This window comes from Labrys neptuniae (assembly GCF_040797145.1).
Lineage (GTDB): Bacteria > Pseudomonadota > Alphaproteobacteria > Rhizobiales > Labraceae > Labrys > Labrys neptuniae.
Genome location: NZ_JBFNQD010000026.1, coordinates 1 through 20,520 on the forward strand (window position 1 = coordinate 1; position 20,520 = coordinate 20,520).

18 protein-coding genes are annotated in these 20,520 nt (G+C 64.5%); 10 read left to right on the forward strand and 8 right to left on the reverse strand.

Annotated features, from left to right (window positions below; translation table 11 throughout):
- Positions 1-147: 147 nt before the first annotated feature.
- From ABXS05_RS32770 to ABXS05_RS32805, 8 genes are all read right to left on the reverse strand, one after another.
- Positions 148-960 (reverse strand): class I SAM-dependent methyltransferase, encoded by an 813-nt coding sequence (locus tag ABXS05_RS32770; protein ID WP_367626790.1) that lies wholly within the window; start codon positions 958-960, stop codon positions 148-150.
- Positions 961-1,045: 85 nt separating this feature from the next.
- Positions 1,046-2,419 (reverse strand): FAD-dependent oxidoreductase, encoded by a 1,374-nt coding sequence (locus tag ABXS05_RS32775; RefSeq protein ID WP_367626791.1) that lies wholly within the window; start codon positions 2,417-2,419, stop codon positions 1,046-1,048.
- A 130-nt stretch (positions 2,420-2,549) separates the two neighbouring features.
- Complete coding sequence (locus ABXS05_RS32780; RefSeq protein ID WP_367626792.1) at positions 2,550-3,173, reverse strand: PadR family transcriptional regulator; 624 nt, start codon at positions 3,171-3,173, stop codon at positions 2,550-2,552.
- A 138-nt stretch (positions 3,174-3,311) separates the two neighbouring features.
- Positions 3,312-4,793 carry a L,D-transpeptidase family protein gene (locus tag ABXS05_RS32785; protein WP_367626793.1) on the reverse strand — a complete coding sequence of 494 codons (1,482 nt, stop codon included), beginning with the start codon at positions 4,791-4,793 and terminating at the stop codon, positions 3,312-3,314.
- Between the two features lie 266 nt (positions 4,794-5,059).
- Entirely contained in the window at positions 5,060-5,488 is a 429-nt protein-coding gene (locus ABXS05_RS32790; RefSeq protein ID WP_311944270.1) for an invasion associated locus B family protein, read from the reverse strand.
- 166 nt (positions 5,489-5,654) lie between these two features.
- Positions 5,655-6,242, reverse strand: a complete 588-nt coding sequence (locus ABXS05_RS32795) for an acyl carrier protein phosphodiesterase (protein ID WP_367626794.1) — start codon at positions 6,240-6,242, stop codon at positions 5,655-5,657.
- Between the two features lie 371 nt (positions 6,243-6,613).
- On the reverse strand, positions 6,614-7,702 hold the full coding sequence (locus tag ABXS05_RS32800; protein ID WP_311944267.1) for an alcohol dehydrogenase catalytic domain-containing protein: 1,089 nt from the start codon (positions 7,700-7,702) through the stop codon (positions 6,614-6,616).
- A 61-nt stretch (positions 7,703-7,763) separates the two neighbouring features.
- Complete coding sequence (locus tag ABXS05_RS32805; RefSeq protein WP_311944266.1) at positions 7,764-8,645, reverse strand: AraC family transcriptional regulator; 882 nt, start codon at positions 8,643-8,645, stop codon at positions 7,764-7,766.
- Between the two features lie 326 nt (positions 8,646-8,971).
- Between ABXS05_RS32805 and ABXS05_RS32810 the strand changes: the two genes are divergently transcribed.
- The 10 genes from ABXS05_RS32810 to ABXS05_RS32855 all read left to right on the forward strand — a co-directional run bounded on the left by ABXS05_RS32810 (position 8,972) and on the right by ABXS05_RS32855 (position 20,520).
- Positions 8,972-9,406 carry a c-type cytochrome gene (locus tag ABXS05_RS32810; protein ID WP_311944265.1) on the forward strand — a complete coding sequence of 145 codons (435 nt, stop codon included), beginning with the start codon at positions 8,972-8,974 and terminating at the stop codon, positions 9,404-9,406.
- Positions 9,407-9,700: 294 nt separating this feature from the next.
- Positions 9,701-10,627 carry a c-type cytochrome gene (locus ABXS05_RS32815; RefSeq protein ID WP_311944263.1) on the forward strand — a complete coding sequence of 309 codons (927 nt, stop codon included), beginning with the start codon at positions 9,701-9,703 and terminating at the stop codon, positions 10,625-10,627.
- 220 nt (positions 10,628-10,847) lie between these two features.
- Complete coding sequence (locus ABXS05_RS32820; RefSeq protein WP_367626795.1) at positions 10,848-12,455, forward strand: caspase family protein; 1,608 nt, start codon at positions 10,848-10,850, stop codon at positions 12,453-12,455.
- Positions 12,456-12,463: 8 nt separating this feature from the next.
- Positions 12,464-13,942, forward strand: coding sequence for a caspase family protein (locus tag ABXS05_RS32825; protein WP_367626796.1), 1,479 nt, complete (start codon positions 12,464-12,466; stop codon positions 13,940-13,942).
- A gap of 10 nt (positions 13,943-13,952) precedes the next feature.
- A complete protein-coding gene (locus tag ABXS05_RS32830) occupies positions 13,953-14,144 on the forward strand; it encodes a hypothetical protein (protein ID WP_367626797.1) in 192 nt (63 codons plus the stop codon).
- Between the two features lie 10 nt (positions 14,145-14,154).
- Positions 14,155-16,911 (forward strand): DUF4384 domain-containing protein, encoded by a 2,757-nt coding sequence (locus tag ABXS05_RS32835; protein WP_367626799.1) that lies wholly within the window; start codon positions 14,155-14,157, stop codon positions 16,909-16,911.
- A gap of 11 nt (positions 16,912-16,922) precedes the next feature.
- A complete protein-coding gene (locus ABXS05_RS32840; RefSeq protein ID WP_367626800.1) occupies positions 16,923-17,825 on the forward strand; it encodes an OmpA family protein in 903 nt (300 codons plus the stop codon).
- Positions 17,826-18,007: 182 nt separating this feature from the next.
- Entirely contained in the window at positions 18,008-18,964 is a 957-nt protein-coding gene (locus tag ABXS05_RS32845) for an ABC transporter substrate-binding protein (RefSeq protein ID WP_311944118.1), read from the forward strand.
- A gap of 213 nt (positions 18,965-19,177) precedes the next feature.
- The gene (locus tag ABXS05_RS32850) at positions 19,178-19,849 is read left to right on the forward strand and encodes an amino acid ABC transporter permease (RefSeq protein WP_311944123.1); all 672 of its coding nucleotides are present in this window, start codon (positions 19,178-19,180) and stop codon (positions 19,847-19,849) included.
- Positions 19,849-20,520: an amino acid ABC transporter permease gene (locus ABXS05_RS32855; RefSeq protein ID WP_311944124.1), complete on the forward strand. Its 672-nt coding sequence runs from the start codon at positions 19,849-19,851 to the stop codon at positions 20,518-20,520. The genes ABXS05_RS32850 and ABXS05_RS32855 overlap by 1 nt, the downstream gene beginning before the upstream one ends.

The following is a 20,520-nucleotide window of genomic DNA, read 5'->3' on the forward strand; positions in this document are numbered from 1 at the left end:
TCGCTCGGGACCCTCCTCAAGCGATCAGCATTGATCAGATAACTTAACAAGCACTTAATCTGCCAAAGTAGTGCTAGTCCCCATGCAGTTTACTTCAGTGGCGGTAAGTTCGCGCACGTTTTTCATTGTAAGCGAACTACATGGAAACTAGACCGCTGCCACGACGATGTGCGCCTGAATCTTGGCGGCAACCTCTCCATGGCCGTGCCGGGCTGCGATCGCGGCTGCCGCATGATCGGTTGCCGCGTCGAGCGTTCCTGCCGCCCTGGCCTCGATTTCGGTGCGAAGCAGGGTTCCGTGGCAATAGGCAAGGGCCGGCAGTCGCGGTGAGGAGGCACGGCTTTGCTCGGCCCTCGTCTCGATCAGCACGCGGGCGAAGCCGGCGCCCTCCAACTCCCTTCGGATCAATCCGGTATCGTGATAGCCATGCGGCGTGCGCGCCAGGAAGCGCGGCGGATCGTCCGGGAAGATCCCCGCCAGGGCCTTCGTCACCTCATCGGCAAAGACATTTTCCTCGATCCGATCCCAGACGTTGAACAGGAAATGGCCGCCGGGTCTGAGCAGCCGCCTTGCTTCGCGATAGGCGGCCGGCCGGTCGGGAAAGAACATCGCGCCGAACTGGCAGCAGACGAGATCGAAGGCCGCATCGTCGAAAGGCAGGGCCAGGGCATCGGCCTGGCGCCAGGTGATGCGGCTGTCGGGAGCCTGCCGCGAAGCGGCGTAGTCGAGCATCGGCTGGTTGAGGTCGGTGACGACATAGTGGGCGTCGGGAGACAGTTTTGGCGCGAGTTCGCGGGTGACGACCCCCGTGCCCGCGGCGATTTCCAGGACCGAAATGGGCGACAGGGACGCGGCCCGTCGCGCCAGGTCGACGGCAAACGCCTCGAAAATCAGCGGCACCATATAGCGGTCGTAGTTTTCCGGAATCGAGCCCGTGAACAGCTTGTCCGCTTCCAACATGGCGATCACCCACCGTCGGTTCGGTTGCGCCAGCTTAGCATGAATGGCGTGTCCCTGCCTGTTTTCGACCGAGCGGCCTTGGGCGTCAGGCCGGTCCCTCCGCCTTGCGCTCGCCGCCGCGCAGGGCCTCCAGCGAGCGCAGCATCTTTCGCTTCAGCGGCGGCGTGATGTTGACGAGGCGCATGGCGGTGCGCTGGCAGGCCAGCAGGATGCGTCCGATCACCGGCTTGTGGATCGCCGAGCGCCCGTCCATCTGCCGGCGTGACCGTTCGACCGCTTCGGCACTGTATCGCCGCATCTCGGCTTCATAGGCGCCGATCGCCGCCACCAGGCCCGAACGGCCCTCCTGCACCGCCTGCAGATGGCGGGTCAGCAGCGCGGCATCGCGCAACGCCGTATTGGCGCCGACCCCGCGTCCCGGGGTCATGGTGTGGATGGCATCACCCAGCAAGGTGACATTGGAAGGCGCCCAGGGTTCGATGGGCACCGAGGTGCGGATGACAACCGGAAACACCGAATTCGGATCGGAAGCGGCCAGCAGCTTGCGCCAGTCCGGATGCCATGTGGCGGTGAGGCGCCGGCTCAGGGCCAGCAGGGCTTCCCCGTTCATCGTGCGCAGGTCTTCGGGAAACTTGTCGGCGGCTGCCCAGATGCCCCAGCTGATATAGTCGCGGCTGTTGTCGAAGCGCAGGCCGGGCCATTGGGCGATCAGGTCGGCATCCGTCGCGCCGATGCCGTGCTTGGGGGCACCAGCCTCGTCCCAGGGAAACTCCATGACATGGAGAATGCCGCCGAAACCCCTTGGGGCCAGGATCAGCGTTACGCCGCGGTGAATCTTGGGGGTGAGAAGTGCCAGGGTTTCCGGCGTGGCGGGCACCTTTCCGCCGATCGAGCGGATCAGCGTGTCGTCCATGCCGGCTTGCGGCAGATATTGCCGGCGGATGCGCGAGTTGGAGCCGTCGGCCGCGACCAGCACGTCGGCGACCGCGCTCGATCCGTCTTCGAAGAAGGCCTCGACCTTGCCGTCCGCCCGCTGCTCGTAGCGGGAAAACATCTTGTCGAAATGGGTGACGTCTTCCAGCCCCGTCAGCAGGACCTGGCGGAGCGTCATGCGGCTGACGGAACGTTCGCCATGCCGGGGATCCCTGGGCGGGCTGGGCTGCAGGCTCAGCAATTCGCCATAATGCTCGCTGAGCATGTTGAACCATTGCGGGGAGATGGCGCAGGTCGCCAGAAAGGTCTCGTACAGCGCCGGCGGCAGGTTGGCGTCGAGCGCGCGGCAGCCATCGGGGTCGATGCCGACCCGGAAGCCCTGCAGCCCGTCCTTGCGGGTGCGGTCGCGTTCGAACACGTTGACGGCGATGCCGGCCCGCTTGAGGCCATGGGCAAGGCAGAGGCCACCGGTGCCGGCGCCGACGATGATGACGCTCAGATTTCGCTTCTCGGGGACATTGGGCATGGTTCCTCCTTTCCCGCGCGGGGCGCCCCGGCGGGTGGCTGGCGGTCGATGAAGGCCGCGCGACATCCGCCTCGAAAGAGGCTGGCCGCGGTTTTCCTTGGGATTATGGGTGGAGCGCCGGGGAGCGGGCTTATCCGGGGCGGGGCGGCTGTTCGCCCTCGAACTGGGCGGCGGCCTTTTCGAGTTCCTCGATCGACCAGGCAAGTCGGCCCGAATGGAGATCGGCGACGACCCCCTCGATCCAGTTTCGCTCCGCGCTCACGATGGCCAGCATATACTGGCTTTCCAGCAGCACGACGCGTGGCAGCCTGGCGAGATAGGTCTCCAGCTCCGCTGCAAGCTCGAATTCACGCCTGCGCAAGGCGGTCAGCCTGGTTTCGAGCAGCGGCACGACTTCCTCCGGCGAAAGCAGGGGAAGGAAGGACATGGCGACCGGGAATTCCGGGAATTCGTTATGAGGTTCGGCCAGCATGGTGCGCAGCCAATCGACGGCAGCCGTCCGCCCGAGCGGGGTTGCTTCATAAATGGTCCGCTCCGGCCGCCCCTCGCTCTTCTCGGTGCTGCCGGGGGCGATCAGGCCTTCGCGTTCGAGCCGCTCGATGGTCTGATAGAGCGAGCCGCGCTGGCGGATATTGATGACCTCCTCCTTGCCGCGCGATTTCAGCAATTGCTGCATGCGATAGGGATGCATGGGCGCTTCGATCAGAAGCGCGAGCACGGCGAGGGCAAGCGGCGAGCGTTTGAAATTTGCCATAGTCATATTATTACTAGCTTTGGTAAGGCTAGTCAATTTATAACTATATGAACATCCAAGAAAGTGGCCTGGAATGCGCAACGCCCCGGCATTGGGGCCGGGGCGTCGAGCAGAAGGGCGGTGGGGTGCCGCGTGCGATCAGTTGGCCGGCAGGCTGACCGAGACGGGAATGGTCTTGATCGTTACCGTCCTGCTGGCAGGCGCCTTCACGGTCACGGCCTTGACGCTCGCAGGCTTGACGGTGGCCGGTTTGGCCGGGGCGGCAGGCATGGAGGAGGAAGCTGGTTTGGAGGCGGAAATCGGTTTGGCTGCGGCGGGCTTGGACGCCGCCGGCTTTGCCGTCTTGGGCGGTGCAACCGGCACCGAGCCGGTACGGTCCACCGGGGTGGGCTGGGCATTGGCGTCCTTGGCCACGAGCTGATCGGCCGGCGTGTCGAAATTGTAGACGTCCGGGCGGAACTGCACGCTGCCGTCGGGGCCGCCCCAGCCCGTCAGGTAGACCCAGGCGACGGGAATCGGCTTGGCCGGCTTGATGGTCTTGGGTTCGCCGGAATCGATCTGGTCCTGGATTGCCTGACCGCTCCAGTCGGAACCTTCCATGATCCAGGCAGCGAGATCCTGTGCGCCGGCGACGCGGATGCAGCCCGAGGACTGGAAGCGAACATCGTTGCGGAAGAGCTCGCGGTGTGAGGTGTCGTGCATGTAGACGGCATCGGAGTTGGGCATGTCGATGCGCAGGAAGCCGAGCGAGTTCCACACCCCGGGATCCTGCTTGGCGAGGAAATCGGAAGCGCGCGCCTTGCTCCAGTCCACGGTGGTCGGATCGATCTCCTGGCGGCCGCGATAGAGCCTGAGATGGTTGGCCTTCAGATAGCCCGGGTCCTTCTGAAGCTTGGGCATGATGTCGGCCTTGAAGATCGACTGCGGCGCGTTCCAGTAGGGCAGGATGTTGACGGCGATGACCCTGGTCTGCAGCGTCGGCGAGGCGCGGTCGGGCCGGCCGACCACGGTGGTGTAGGTGCGCGCCACCACGCCATTGTCGACCGCCTCCAGGGCGGCGGCGGGAATGTTGGAGACGATGTAGCGTTCGCCGAACTTGAACTTGAGGGCGGCCAGGCGGTTGGCGGAGGCGTCGAGCTCGCGCAGCCGCTGCTCCACCGGCACGTTGAGCGCCAGCATGGTGAGGCGGCCGACCGAGCCGGTCTCGCTCAGGCCGTGTCGGGCCTGGAAGTGCTTGAGCGCATCCTGCGTGGCCTGGTCGAACTCGCTGCTGGGCGGCAGGGACGGATCGAGGTCGCGGGTGGCGGTGAGCCGGTCGCGCAGGGCCTTGGCGAACTTGCCCTTGGCGCCGATCCTCAGGCCCGCAGCGGCCGGCGGCAAGGCCTGCCAGCCGCCACTGTCGGCGATCTCCTCATAGGCGGAGATAGCCCGCAAGGTCAGTTCATAGGTGCGCGGGGAATAGTTGGGTTCCTCGTTGGCGAAAGCCGGGATGGTGAAGGCGACGACGAGGGCGGAAGTCAGGGCGCTCAGGCGGCGCAATGTGGCGCCGGACCAGGAAGAAGGGCAGGGGGACGATGTCTCCCGGTCTTGAAACGAATACGAAAGCCAGGAGGAGGTCATGAAATCACTCAAACGCAACTGGAGACACTTTCAGGCCCGCAGACTAGCGCGAGGATAGTGAATCTTTCCTTACGGGAGGTCCCTGGCCCGTTAACGATGATCCGATGGCCGTCATTGCGGGCTCTGCCAATCCGCAGGATTGGCATGGCGAAGCAATCCAGGCTCTGCGCCATGGGAGAAACTGAATTGCTTCGCTGCGCTCGCAATGACGGCGCGCCGTCGATGGGAGTGGCGAGCCGGCGGCATGACGCCGGTGATCGTCCCCGTCAGGGGCAGGCCTGGCGCAGGCGCGCCATCGCCTTGGTCACGCCGTCGAGCGAAAAGACGTAATGGGTCTTGTTGCCCCGGCCCGAGACCGCGTCGACGGTCATGGTGCGCTCCTGCTTCAGCGCGGTGAGGAATTCCGTCTCCCGCGTGCCCGTCCGGCGCAACCAGGCGCCATTGCCGGACGAGATCATGTGGAAGGGCTGGGCCCCCACACTGACCAGGATGTCGGCATTGCCGGCAAGGGCATAGCCGGTCTGCAGGCTTGCCTCGCTGCGGGCTTCCGTCTGCCTGGCGGCACGAATGAAGAAGGAAACATCGCCGTGATTGAGCGATGCTGGCTCCTTGCTGATCGGGCTCGAATAGATGAAACAGTGGTTCCCAGAGTTATCACTATAGGACCACGTGCTCCATTTGCCGAATACACCCAAAGATTTTGGTGATGATGCAAGTACACCTGTGGTCGAAAGAACGAAAATGACCAGCGCGAAAATCGATAGTTGAGTCATGTTTGCATGAATTCCTCGTTTCTTGCCCCCGCACGACAATGTTTGGGCACAGGTGTTAACGAGGAGCTAAGGTATCATTACAATTAGATTACTTTTGAGCGCTCCCATTCATGGCGGTTTCAGTCATGGCGACGAGATCGGGGAAGAAGGCGTCGAAATCGTCGAGAAATCCCTGCTGCTGGCGTTCCAGCGCAGCCTGGAGCCCGACGAATTCCACTGGCCGGCGCAGGCGCTTGCCAAGTTCGGTCATGGCGGTGCTGACGCCTGCCATGGTCTCGTAGTCGCCGAGCCATTGCGTGAGGGAATCGATGCGCCGATAGGCCTTGTCCGGCAAATCCTCGCGCAGCTCGGGCAAGGATGCCCGCACCTCGGCCAGGAAGAGCGGCAGGGGCTGTTCGTGATAGTGCTCCCAGCGCTGGATCAGGCAATGGTCGTAAACGACATCCACGATCACGCCGGAAAAGCGCCTGAAAGTCGGCCACAGGCGTTGCCGGCTGCGCCGCGTGAGGGGATGGGCATCGGTGAAGGCATCGATGCGCCGATGCAGCGCGATGCCGTCACGATAGCGGCCGTCGAACTGTTCGAGTTGCGGCAGTCGCAGCAGGTCCGGCAGGAGATTGCCGACCCGGAACGCCGCATCGGGCGGCGAGAGCAGGAGATGGGCGAGATAGTTCATGCGGATCCGGGGGCGAAACAGATGCCCGTTTGCGCAAGATATGAGGGCCGGCGCGCTGGGACGCAAGACGCGCCGGCCCTCGGGCAGGGTTCCCCTCTGCTTGGGAGAGAAGACGAGGGACGATCCCTGCCTATGCTTTGACCTGTTGGACGGAAGATCGGAGCCGCCCAAGCAGGAAAACGCTGCTTGGGGGCGATAGAGTTGACTTGGGCCTTGTCGGGCTTGCACGACCTTTGTCATTGCCGGGCTTGACCCGGCAATCCAGCCTCGACCCCGGTTGTGCGGGCGGCTTCCGGATAGCCGGGTCAAGCCCGGCTATGACAATTCGGAGTGTTTTTCTCTCTCAGCGAGCCGCCTTCCTGCTTAGGGCCTTATTTGCGATAGCCCGGCGTCAGCAGCACCTTGATCGAGTCGGTGGAGTTGGCGAGCTTGAGGGCCTCGTCCCAGTCGGCCAGGTCATATTGATGGGTGACGATGCCCTTCGAGGTCACCAGCCCCCGCGTCAGCAGGTCGATGGCGATCGGGTAGCAATAGGGGCCGAGATGGGCGCCGCGGATGTCGAGCTCCTTGCGATCGCCGATGATCGACCAGTCCGCCGAGGTCTCCTTGCCGAAGACCGAGAATTCGACGAAGCGCCCGAGCTTGCGGATGATCTGCAGGCCCTGGGTAACGCCCGAGGGATGGCCGGTGGTCTCGATATAGACGTCGCAGCCATAGCCGTCGGTGAGGGAGCGCACGACCTCGTCGACATCCTGCATCTTGGGATTGATGGTGACGTCGGCCCCGAAACCCCTGGCGAGCTCCAGCCGGTCTTCCATCAGGTCGACGACCACCAGTTTCCTGGGCGTCTTCAGCCGGGCGACCTGGGTCATCAGCAGGCCGAGAGGGCCGGCGCCGGCGATCACCACCACGTCGGCAAGCTGGATGTCGCCGCGCTGCACCGTGTGGATGGCGCAGGACAAGGGCTCGATCACCGCGGCATCGGCCAGCGGCATCTCCGCTGGGATCTTGTGCACACGGGCGGTGGAGGGGAACTTCATATATTCGCTCATGCCGCCATCGGCGACTTCACGCTGGAAGCCGAAGATGTTGTGCACCTCGCACATCCAGTAGCTGCCCGAGCGGCAATAGCGGCAGCGGTCGCAGGGCACGATCTGCTCGGCGATCACCATGTCGCCGGCCTTCACGCCGAAATGCTCGGCCGCTCCTGCGCCCAGCTCCTCGACATAGCCGAAGAATTCATGACCGGGGATGACGGGCGGCTTCACATAGGGGTTCTTGCCGCCCCAGAACATGGCGGCGCCCGACCAGCATTTGCAGTCGCTGGCGCAGATGCCGCAGGCGCCGATCTTCACGACCAGCTCGTTCTGGCCGGCCACCGGACGGCCGACTTCCTCGACGCGGTAGTCCTCGGGGCCGTGGCAGACGATGGCCGTCATTCTCGAATTGCTGGCAGGCATGGCGTTCCTCTGGGCTGGGGTATCGATTGTTCGTGGTCGCGGTCTGCTGATGGAACCGCCGTCACGCCGCGAAATTGGCGGTGCGGTTTTCGTTGAACAGGGCGCGGAAACGGCTCGGCGACATGCCCTTCTGCAGGGCGAAATGCCGGTTGAAATTCGACAGGTTGTTGAAGCCGATCCGGAAGCAGATGTCGGTCACAGGGCTCTTCTCGCTCATCAGCAGCTGGCAGGCCAGGTTGATGCGCATGCGGTTGACATAGTGCACGAAGGTCATGCCGGTGTGGCGCTTGAAGGCGCGCGAGAAGCCGCCCGGCGTCATCCCGGCAATGGCGGCGATCGCGCCTTCGCTCATATTACCCTCGAGATGTTCCCCGACATAGGCGAGCGCCCGGTTCATGCCGCCGGACATATAGGCCGAGGGGTCGGGGAGATAGCCTGCGCTGGTGAGGTTCTTGCGGCCCCTGTCGGCGGTGAGCAGGCCGAGCAGCTGCACGAACAGGGCGATGCGCTCCGCCCCATGGGCATTGAGAAGCGCCGTCAGGACCTTGCGGGCAGTTTCGCCGGCCTCGGGCCGGAACAGGAGGCCGCGCCGGCTCTCGTCCAGCAGGGTGGCGACCGGTTCGAGTTCAGGGAACACGCCGATGCAGGATTCGATGAAGGTCTGGGTGAATTGCAGCACGATGCAGCGGCGCGGGATGGTGGTGCCCTCGGGAACGTCGCTGATCCAGTTGTGCGGCAGGTTGGGGCCCGTCATCACCAGATTGCCGGGCACGAAGTCGCCGATGAAATCGCCGACGAAGTAGTGCCCGTTGGTATCGGTGATCAGGTGAATCTCGTATTCGGGATGAAAATGCCAGCGAACCGTACGGAAGGGGTAGCCATGCGCCCAGACGATGAAGGATTCGCCGCTATGGATCTGCACCAGTTCGAGCTGTGGCTCCATCGCCTTCGCCTCCCCTATCCCGGAGCTTGGCATCTTTCTTGTCGAAGCTTGCCCGGTATGAGGAAGCCTACTGCATGGCGGTGGCGCCAGCTACCAGCCATCGATGTGAAGACCGATACTTTTTTGATCGACGATGCCGGCCAACGGCCGAACGCATGCCGGTCCGGCCCCGGCGATCAGGCGTGACGCGACCATGACATCCGCAAAGGTCAAGCGCAAAATCTGCCGTATGATTTGAAATAATTCAAAGCTACCCACTTGCGATTGAAACAAAAAAAAGGTGCTATTCGCCACCGCGTCGTTTTGCCCATGTGAGGGAGAACTGTATGAAACGTTTCGTTATTGCCGCCGCTCTGGTTGCTGTCGGCGCCGCCTCGGCTTTCGCCGGCCCGATCGAGGATCGTCAGGCCTTGATGAAGACCATGGCCAAGAACACCAAGGAACTGGCGGCGGTCGCCAAGGGCGAGACGCCGTTCGACGCGGCCAAGGTCAAGGCGTTGCTGCAGGTCTATATCGACGACTCGGCCAAGCTGCCCACGCTCTTCCCCGATGACAGCAAGACCGGCGGCACCGATCCGACCACCGCCGCGCCGAAGATCTGGGAGGACCAGGCTGGCTTCAAGACTGCAGCCGCCAAGCTCGGCACCGATGCAACCGCTGCTCTCGCCGCCGCCGACCAAGCCAGCTTCGCCAAGGCTTTCGGCACGGTTGCCTCCAATTGCAATGCCTGCCACGGCACCTACCGCATCAAGAAGAACTGAGGTTGGAGCAGACCTGCCGGGATGCTTCACCGAAAATTGATCTCAAGCTGACATTGCCGGGCTCGTCCCGGTAATGTCGTTTTGAGGCGTCTTCGCGGTGGCTGGCGGCTCCGCCACATCACACGACGCCTCGATGACCCGGGGACATGCCGCAACGGGACGGCCGGGTCAAAAGACGATAAGGGCCGGGAATCCTGCGGGCGGGTGCGGACCGGGAATAAAACCGGGGCGGCGGCTGTCGGGCGAGACAGGCCTGGACAATGGCGTTCAAGCCGGAAAAGGGGGCTTTCCCGGATGTCACTCAAGCGAATACTCGGTGGGTTGGTGGTGCTCGGCCTGATCGGGCTGGGCGTATTCTGGTTCGTCACGCAACCCTCGCCCTTGCCGGCCTCCGTTCTCACGGCCGACTACAAGCCGAACCTTGCCAATGGCGAGACCATTTTCAACGTCGGTGGCTGCGTCTCCTGCCACAAGTCGCCCGGCCAGGAAGAGCGGCTCAAGCTCGGCGGTGGCCTGGCTCTGGGCTCACCCTTCGGCACCTTCTACGCCCCCAATATTTCCCCCGATGCCAAGCAGGGTATCGGCGCCTGGAGCGAATTGGAGTTCGTCAACGCCCTGCAGCGCGGCGTCGGGCGCGAGGGCGAGCATCTTTATCCGGCTCTTCCCTTCACCTCCTACGCCAAGCTGAAGCTGGAGGATGTGCGCGATCTCTATGCCTATATGAAGACGCTGCCGGCGGTCGATACCGTCGACAAGCCGCATGCGATCGGCTTTCCCTTCAACATCCGCCGGCTGCTCGGCGGCTGGAAGTTCCTGTTCTTCGACGACAAGCCCTTCAAGCCCGATCCGTCCAAAAGCGCCGAGTGGAATCGCGGCGCCTATCTGGTGCTCGGTCCGGGGCACTGTTCCGAATGTCACAGCCCGCGCAACGCCTTTGGCGGTATTGAAGCGGATAAACGCTTCTCGGGCGGGCCCGATCCGGAAGGCAAGGGCTGGGTGCCCAACATCACCCCCCATGCCGACGGCATCGGCAGCTGGACCGAGGCACAGGTCGCGAGTTTCCTGAAGGATGGCTTCACGCCTGACTACGATTCGGCCGGTGGCAGCATGGCTGAGGTGATCCAGAATACGGGCCATCTCAGCGACGACGACCGCAAGGCGATGGCGGCCTTCCTGGTGACGCTGCCGGCGATCCCGGGCAAGGCGCCGAAGAAGCCCTAGAACATAGTCCCAAGAAGCTGCACGGCTTTTTGGATAGGATTATGCGTTGAAACAAAGGCTTGGAGCCTGATCCGATCGATTGATCGGACCAGGCTCCAAGCAGGTTTTCCGGGGCGGGGCGCTCCTGTCCCGGAGGAATCACGCAGAGCGCGTCAAAACAAAGAGTAAGAGCCAGGCGGCGTTTTTCATAAGCGCGCTTTGCTTCAGGCAGGGACGACACGTGGTGCGAGCGCCGAGAATACTGACGTCGATCAGGGCGGTTCTGACCGGGGCGGGGCTGGTTCTCGCTTCACCGGTGCTGGCTGCCGATTCCTATGCGCTGGTGGTGGGTATCGACGCCTATGACGCGCCGATCAACTCCCTGCACGGCGCCGTCAACGATGCCAAGGATATCGCCCAGGCGCTGACCAAGGCCGGCGTCAAGAAGCTGACCCTGATCACGGACAAGCAGGCGACCAAGCCCAATATCCTGGCCGCCTGGAAGGAGCTGATGGATCAGGCCCAGCCCGGCGACACCTTCTACTTCACCTATGCCGGCCATGGCTCGCGCGAGCCAGGCAAGCCGAACGATCCCGATTCACCCGACGGCTTGAACAACATCCTGGTGATGACGGATTTCGCCCCCAAGCTGCCAGGCGCTCTCAACCGCATCGTCGACAAGGAAATGGCCGTGCTGCTCAAGCAGGCTGCGGCCAGGCAGGTCTATCCCATCGTCGTCATCGATGCCTGCAACTCCGGCACGATGTATCGTTCGGTCACCTTGGGCCTGACCTACAGAGCGACGCCCCAGGCCAAGATCTCGCGCGAAGAATTGCTGGAATTCGCCCCGCCCGTGCCCGACGTCTCCACCAAGATCGCCGCCAACGATCCCTTCACCTTCCTGGCGGGCGTTGCCGACGACAAGCTGGTGCCGGAGGTGGCGATCGACGGCCAGCCGCGCGGCGCCCTGTCCTATGCCTTTTCGCGCGCGCTGGAGGGCAAGGCGGACGCCAATCATGACGGCGTGACCACCGAGAAGGAACTCGTCGCCTTCGTACGCGCTTTCGTGCTGCAGGCGACGCAGAGCCAGCAGGTCTCGCAGTCCTTCCCCGATATTAGCCGCGACATTCCCGTCTTCCGCTCCGTCGCGGCCGGCCCGGCGGGGAGCCAGGACGATATCGTGAAGGCGATCGCCGTTGCCGAACAGGTCGCGGCCAATACCCAGCTCAAGCTCGCCGTGCGCAATGGCAACCTCGCCGAAGCGCCCCCTGGCGCGACGCTGGTGAGCGACGAGGCCGGGGCCGACCTCGTCTATGATGCGGCGGCCGGCACGGTGGAAAAGCGCGTGGCCGGCGTGGTGGCCGAGGGCGTGCAGCCTTCCGGTCTCGGCGGCATCGTCGCCAAATGGCGTGCGATCTCTTTCCTGCAGGCCATGGCGGGGGGCTCGATCCAGCCTTTCGAAGTGGCGGGCGGCTCGCGTACCTTCAACCGCGGCGAAAAGCTGACCGTGGGCCTGGCCGCCTCCAACCACCATTTCATGACACTGTTCAACCTGCCGCCCAACGGCAAGGTCGAATTCCTCTATCCGACCTCCCAGGCCGAACGCGACGAGGATTGGAGCGGCAAGCCGTTCACCCTGCCGCTGCAGGTGCGCGATCCTCCTTTCGGTGCCGAGCATCTGGTCGCCATCCTGTCCGACCAGCCACTGGACCAGCTGCATACCGCCCTGCAGAAATTGTCGAGCCCGCAGGCCGCCCAGGACCTGCCCGACACGCTGAAGAACGCCCTTAGCGGCCAGTCGGTCACGGTCGGCATCGCCAATGTCTTCACCAGCGCGGGGACGCCATGATGCGCTTCATGCGGCACCTCCAGATCGCTACGGGCCTGATCGGTACGGGCTTGGCGGCCCTGGTGACCGCCGGCCCGGCCTTGGCCGACAGGGCCCTGATCGTCGGCATTGACACCTATCGGGAAAGCAAGCTTTCGGCCGAGCTCGGGGGCGGGGCCCGTGCCGATGCCCTGCGCATGCAGGCCCTGCTGACGGGCACGCTCGGCTACGGCCAGGACGACATCCGGCTCCTCGTCGACGATCGGGCCACCACGGCGGCCATTCGCACCGGCCTGCAGGACTGGCTTGGCCGCAGCAAGCCGGGCGAGCGGGTGTTCTTCTATTTCGCCGGCCAGGGCCAGTCCGCCAAGACGGGCGGCGGGCGCGAGGACATTCTTCTGCCGTTCGACGCCACCACGAAGCCGGGCGGTTTCGGCAATGCGCTGAGTCGCAACGAGATCGACCGGCAGCTCGGCAGGCTTGCCGGCCGCCGGATCACGGAAGTGATCGATTCCAGCCATGCCGGCACCGTGACGCGGGCGATCAGCGTGGAAGCCGGCGTCGGGGGGAACCCGGCGGCCCGCTCGCCGCAGCTCGATGGCTCCACCCGTTCGATCGTGGTCGAGCCCGCGCTCGGTGAGGAGCCGGTGGCTGCCCCTGAGCCGGCAGGAGCGGATTTCGTCAAGTGGCAGGCGGTCTCGCCCGCCCAGACCGCCCTGGTCGACGAGGAAGCCGCACCTGCCTATCGCGGCGTCTTCACCACGGCCTTTGCCGATGGCATCGAGAAGGGACTGGCCGACGCCAATGGCAACGGCACCGTCTCGAACCAGGAACTGCTCGACTATGTCAGGGCGCAATCCTCGGCCTATTGCGGGCGTCATCGCGACCGTTGCGAGATGGGCCTGACGCCGATGCTGTCGGGGGAGGGCGCTGCCCTCAAGGTCGCGGCCGACAAGACAGGCAGTGGCGAGGCGCTCAACCAGGGCAAGCCGACGGCAGACAAGATCCTCGATCTCCTGGGCGCCAAGCTGTCGGACAGTGTCACCGTCGAGCAGTTTCCACCTTCACCCGTGCGTTTGGGCACCAAGGACATGCGCTTCAAGGTGACCTCGTCGCAGGACGGCTTCCTGATTCTGCTGTCGATCTCCGACGAGGGCGAGGTGGTGCAGCTCTTCCCCAATGCGATCGCCGCCGCCCACGGCAAGGATGGCCGCATCCATGCCGGCAGCCCGATCATGGTGCCGGATGCCAGCTACGGCATGCGCTTCGATGCGACCTCTGTGACAAAAGGTACAGTCCTGGCGTTGGTTGCGATCGATCCTCTGAAGCTGTCGAAAGGCTTCGTCACGCGCAAGATCGATGTGATCCCGCAGGATGAGGTCAATGAGCAGGTGCTGCCCGAACTTGCCGACAGCCTTGCCAGGCCCGCCAATGCGGACAGTGTCAAGGCCAATGCCAAGGCGGTTGGACGCTCCGTCGCGACCATGCGCTATGAAATCGTGCCGTGAGGAGCTCGCCATGACCTGCAGCCAGAACGACTTTACCGCCGGTCCGATGGTAGCAATCATGCGGCCGAAACCGTCGACCGGCAGGGCGCTGCCCGGTTCGGGCCGCTGGCTCGTCCTTGCCGGGCAGGCGGCAGACGCCGAGGCCAACAAGCAATTCGGATGGCGCGGCTTCGCCGCTCCCTTCCGCCAAATCGTCCCGTGAGGAGACCGTCATGTTTTACCGCAATCCCTTGCGCATCGCCGGCCTGATGGTCGCGGGCGCCCTGTTGACGGTGGGGCTGGCGGCCTCGACCTCGCAGGTCTTTGCCCAGACCAGTACCCAGAATAGCGCCGCTCCCGCGCCTGACGAGACACCGGCACAGGCCAAGCCCGCCGCTCCGGCCGCTGCCGCCCCGGCACAGGCCGAGGCTCCTGCCCCTGCGCCGACCGCAGCCGCGCCCGAGACGCCCAAGCCCGCCCCGGCACCTGCGGCGGCGCCTGCCGCACCGGTGGTGGAGCCCGAGCCCGAACCGGCCACTGCCCCTGCCGTGACCCCTGCGCCGGCTCCTGCGCCCGCCGCCGCTCCAGCAGCCGCTCCTGCAGCCTCTCCTGCACCTGCCGCACCGGCTGCCGCGCCTGCTGCCGCACCGGTTCCAGAGCCGGCACCTGCACCGGCGCCGACCCCGGCTGCGGCTCCCGCCCCCGCGGCACCTGCGCCTGCGCCTGCGCCCGCCCCGGCCGCTGCTGCCGGCATCCCCGCGGACATCAAGGTGCCGAGCGATCCGATCGCCAAGGCCGCCTTCGACGTCCTGGACAAGCATTGCTCGCGCTGCCACCAGAACGGCATGCTCAACCGCGAGAAGCCGGCCAAGAATTTCGGCAATATCCTGCATCTGGACGAGATCGCCGCGGATCCGCATCTCGTTCAGGCCGGCAATCCCGAGGGCTCCAAGCTGTTCCAGCAGGTGCTCAACAAGGAGATGCCGTATGACGTGAACTACGAGTTCGACACCACGAAACCGGAAGTCACGACGGCGGATATCGAGGCGCTGCGCACCTGGATCAAGGCCACCGGCGACCAGGAGGCCGCCGCCTGCACCGGGCGCAAATTCGTCACGTCCGAGGACATCGTCGCCGCGATCTCGGCTGATCTGCAGAAGCAGGACGATCATCGCGTGCGCGGCATGCGCTATTTCACGCTGACCAATCTCTACAATGCCTGCGCCAGCGACGAGGCGATGAACGTCTATCGCCAGGGCCTGGTCAAGCTGATCAACGGCCTCGGCCGGCGCTCCGACGTGGTGAAGCTCGCCACCGTCGACGAGGCCAAGACCATTGTGGCGGTCAATCTCGAGGACCTGGGCTGGCAGGAAAGCGACTGGAACACGGTGCTCGCCAACTATCCCTACGCCGCCAAGCCGGATGTGCGGGCTTACGATTTCATCGCCCAGCAGACCAATACCGAACTGCCCTATGTCCGTGGCGACTGGTTCGCCTTCACCGCGTCCCAGCCCCCGCTCTATGACACGCTGCTGCAACTGCCCAACGACTTCCCCGGCCTGACCGACAAGCTCGGCGTGCCGATGGCGGACAACATCAACAAGTTCATCGCCCAGCGTGCCGGCTTTCAGAAGTCGGGCGTGTCGCAGAACAACCGCCTGATCGAGCGTCATCCCATCAGCACCGGCTATTTCTGGACCTCCTACGACTTCGCCGGTTCGAAGGGCAAGCAGAGCCTCTTCTTGCATCCGCTCGGTCCGGAGCAGGACGGCATCGCCAACGGCTTCCATCATGATGGCGGCGAAAGCATCTTCTCCCTGCCCAACGGCTTCCAGGGCTATTACCTGAACAAATCCAACGGCGAGCGCCTCGACAAGGGACCGACGCAGATCGTGCGCGATCCCTCGCGGCGCGACCTTTCGGTGACCAACGGCATTTCCTGCATGGGCTGCCATGACCAGGGCATGCGCAAGGCCAAGGACGAGGTGCGCAAGGCGGTGACCGCCGACCGTTCCTTCTCCAAGGACATCCGGGATACCGTCGCCTCGCTCTATCCCGACAATGCCAAGATGGATGCGATCATCGAGGACGACTTCCAGCGCTTCAATTCGGCGATGAAGCGGGCCGGGCTCGATCCGACGCTGAAGCTGGCCGGCGTCGAGATGACCAATGCCCTGTTCAAGCGCTATGAGGACGACCTCTCGCTGCGCCGCGCGGCAGCCGAATACGGCTATCCGCCGGAAGAGTTCAAGCAGCGCTTCATCGATGCCGGTCCCGAAGCCATCGCCCTGATGCGGCGCCTGGAGCAGGGCATCGTGCCGCGCGACCAGTTCGAGCAGCTCTTCCTGAAATTCGTGGAAGGCGCCACCGAGGATCGCGTACTCGATACCTCCAAGCTCGAAGGTGCCCAGGCCGTGGCGCCGCCGATCGACAAGCCTGCGTCCGGCGGTTCCTTCGATCTGCAGCTGACCTCGGACAAGAGCGCCTATAACATCGGCGACAAGGCGGTGTTGCAGGTGATCTCCACCCGTGACTGCAACCTTTTCGTGGTGAATGTCGACAAGATGGGCACCGGCACCATCATCTTTCCCAACAAGTTCCAGACCGAAAATGCGGTTCGGGCGGGAGAGCGGGTGGTGCTGGGCGGTTCCGGCTCGAAATTCGCCTTCAAGCTGCGCGATCCCGGCCAGGAGAAGGTGGTGGCTGTCTGCCGCGTGGGCAATGCAACGCGCAGCATCGCCGGCACGACGGTCGATCCGGTGGCCAACAGCTTTGCCTCGATCCCCAATTTCGAGCAGGGCCTGACCCGCCAGATCATCGTCGAAGCCAATGAGGACCGCCAGGAAGCCTCCGGCCTCGACAATGACAGCCGCAAACAGGCCCAGTTCGCCAAGATCCAGCAGGCCCTGGGCAACAAGGTGGCCCCCGGCGCTCCCGACGCCGCCAAGCAGTCGGTCGCGTCCACTGCCATCGTGATCCCGGTGCGGTGAGGGAGGTGAGGATGGGCGTCTCCTTCATCCTGAAGCTCGGCGCCGCCACGGCCATCGGCCTGGCGGCGGCAAGCGCGGCCCTGGCCGATTGCGCCAGCCTGGATGCGCAGGTGAAGGCGGCGATCGGGGCCGGCAAGGCCGATGCCCTGCCGGCGCTGGCGGATGCCATCGCCAAGGATACGACCTGCGACAGTGCCTATGTCGCCAAGGCGCGCCGCTCGATCGCCCTCGCCGTCCTGCTTGGCGGCGAACAGGCGGGGGGAGGCTACAGCCCGCAGGCCGTCGCCAGTGCGGCGGCGATCGCCCGGCCCTGGCAGGTGGCGATGGCGCTGGGCGACGTCAAATATGACGGCAAGGATTATCCGGCCGCGGTGGAGGCCTATGAAGCGGCCATCAACGACATCCGCAACGTCAAGGACGTGCCCAAGGCGCCGCCACGCGAGATCGAGGAATATCTGGCCAAGCGCGCCTATCAGGCCAAGTCGCTTGCGCCCAGCTATATTTCCTCGCGCGGCGTGCGGGGACAGGCCGAGGGCGTGATGGTGCCGACCTTCCGCAATTTCACCGCGGTGTCCGTGCCGGTGCCGATCCGCTTCAACACCAATGAGGCGGTGCTGACGCCTGACGGCGACAAAGCCGTGGACGACCTCTTCAATTTCCTCAAGACCCAGAGCGCCGGCGCGGTGATCCTGACCGGCCATACCGACGAGCGCGGCGATCCCCAATATAATATGGACCTGTCGCGGGCCCGGGCCCGGACCGTGGCCGACGCCCTGCGCCATCGCGGCCTGACCCTGGTGATCCGGGTGGAAGGCCGCGGTGCCCGCGACCCCTTCGCGGCGGACGATCGCTCCAAATACAGCCGCGACGACCTCTATTCCTTCGATCGCCGGGTGGAATATCAGGTGAAGTGACGGAGCGGCGGGGCCTCCATGGGCCCCGCAGCCGGCGCCGGCAGCTCGGTCTTGCATTTGTCCGATTATTTCGCTGTCCACCCCGCCGGTACGCTTGACTTTGGACCGGTGCTCCCGGACCTTTTGCCTCCCTGACGGTTCAGAGGCCGCAGGAGGAGGAAGGGTTTCCAGAGGAGAGCCATATGAAGTTTTCACGTCGCATTGCAGGCGCCGCGTTGACGGGGGCCGCCATGGCCCTAGCGCTGGGGCTTGCCGGCCCGGCATCGGCCCAGAGCCTGAAGAAGGTCGGCATTTCGGTCGGTTCGCTCGGCAATCCCTTCTTCGTCGCCACGATCAAGGGCATTACCGACAAGGCCAAGGCCATCAATCCCAACGCCGAAGTAACGTCGGTTTCCTCCGATTACGACCTCAACAAGCAGTTCACCCAGATCGACAATTTCATCGCCGCCGGTGTGAACGTCATCATGCTCAACGCCGTCGATCCGCAGGCGATCCTGCCGGCCGTGAAGAAGGCACAGGCTGCCGGCATCGTGGTGGCGGCCTTCGACGTCGCCGCGGCTGGCGCCGATGTCACGGTGATGACCGACAACGTCAAGGCTGGCTCCGAAGCCTGCCAGTACATCGTCGACCAGCTCAAGGGCAAAGGCAGTGTCCTGATCGTCAACGGGCCGCAGGTCTCCTCGGTGACCGATCGCGTCAAGGGCTGCAAGGAGGTGTTCGCCAAGAGCCCCGACATCAAGATTCTCTCCGACGACCAGGACGCCAAGGGCTCGCGCGATGGCGGGCTTGCCATCGCCCAGAGCCTGCTCACCCGCTTCCAGAAGGTCGATGCCGTCTTTGCGATCAACGACCCCACTGCCATCGGCGTCGAACTCGCCGCCAAGCAGCTCAACCGCAGCGAATTCTTCATCACCAGCGTCGATGGCGCCCCGGATATCGAGGTCCAGCTCAAGAGCGGCACCTCGATGATCAAGGCCTCTGCGTCGCAGGATCCCTATGCCATGGCCGGCAAGTCGCTGGAACTGGCGGCGGGGATTGTCGATGGCAAGAAGCCGGATCCGAACGTCATCCTGCTCGATCCCGTGCTGATCACCAGCGAGAATCTGGCGAACTACAAGGGCTGGGAAGCCGCTCGCTGAGCGATATCCCGGGAGCGGACATCCTGGCGACAGAACTTCCTGTCGCTCCGTCCGCTCTTCCTTTCCCGAAAACAAGACCCGGGAGCGCCTATCGCGACATGTGGCATGTCGTTGAGATATCCGTTCCCGGACCGGCGCTCTCGTCTCGGCTCCTTGACACCACCGGGTTCGTAACACAGAGTGAAACCGGTTTCACTTAGCAAAGAAGCGGGCATGCGCTTCGATCTCGCCATCCTCACGCCCTATGTCGGTTTCCTCGCCCAGGGGGCGCTGCTGACATTGGAGGCCTGTGTCCTCGCTCTCGCCGGCAGCCTTGTCTGCGGGGCGCTGGTGGCGATCGCGCGCACGTCGGCCTCGCCTTGGTTGCGGCGGGTTGCCTTCGTCTATGTCGACCTTTTCCGCAACATCCCCTTCATCGTGCAGCTTTTCTTCTTCTATTACGGGCTGCCCGAGATCGGCATCTATCTCAACGCCTTCGCCACAGGGGTGATCGCGCTCTCCATCGCCGGCGGCGCTTTCGCCTCCGACGTGATCCGCTCGGGGATTCTCGCCATCGACAGCGGCATCCTGGAGGCGGCGGAAGTGAGCGGCCTGTCGAAGCGCGCCATCTTCACCCGCATCGTCATGCCGATCGCCCTGCGCACCTCGATCCGACCGCTGGGCTCGGTCTTCGTCAATCTGGTCCTGACCTCCTCGATCCTCTCGGTCATCACGCTGAACGAGTTGACCGGCACGGCCAAGATCGTGGCCTCCAACACCTTCCGCCCCTTCGAGGTCTATGCGGCGCTGCTCGTCCTCTATGCTGCCATGACCTACCTCATCTCGCTCGCCATCGGCCTCATCCATCGCCGCCTCAACCGCGACATGATGGAGGCGGTCCGCTGATGCGCTACACCGAATTCACGCCCTACGACCTGGTATTGCTGGTGCAGGGGCTGGGCGTTTCCCTCGGCCTGTTCGCCGGCACCACGCTGGCCGGGCTCGCGCTCGGCGCCTTGCTGGCCGGGCTGCGCTTCTATCGTCTGCCCGGCTTGAACCCCGTCCTGACGGCCGTGACCGAATTGCTGAAGAACTCGCCCGTCCTCGTGCAGCTCTTCCTGGTCTTTTTCGGCCTGCCGGCCTTCCTGAAGATCAACGTCACGCCCGTCACGGCGGCATCGATCACCCTGACCGGCAACACGGCCGCCTTCGTCTATGTGATCGCCACGGCGGCGATCGACGCGGTGGGGCGCGACCAGCTCGAAGCCGCCAGGGTGTTCGGCCTCTCTCGCTGGCAGGTGCTCAAGCATGTGGTGGCGCCCCAGGCCACGGCCTTCGCCATCGGGCCGCTGACCGGGCTCCTGGTCAACCAGCTCCAGGTCACCTCGCTGATCTCGGTGATCGGGGTGATGGACCTCACCAAGGTCGGCAACATCCTCAACCTGCGCACGCTCAAGCCCTTCGTGGTGTGGAGCGTGGTCGGCCTCTTCTACTATGCGGCGGCCAAGACGTTGGCCTGGCTGGGTGCGCGTTACGAGACGAGGCTCAGGGCCCATAGCGCCTGGAGAGGTATCTGA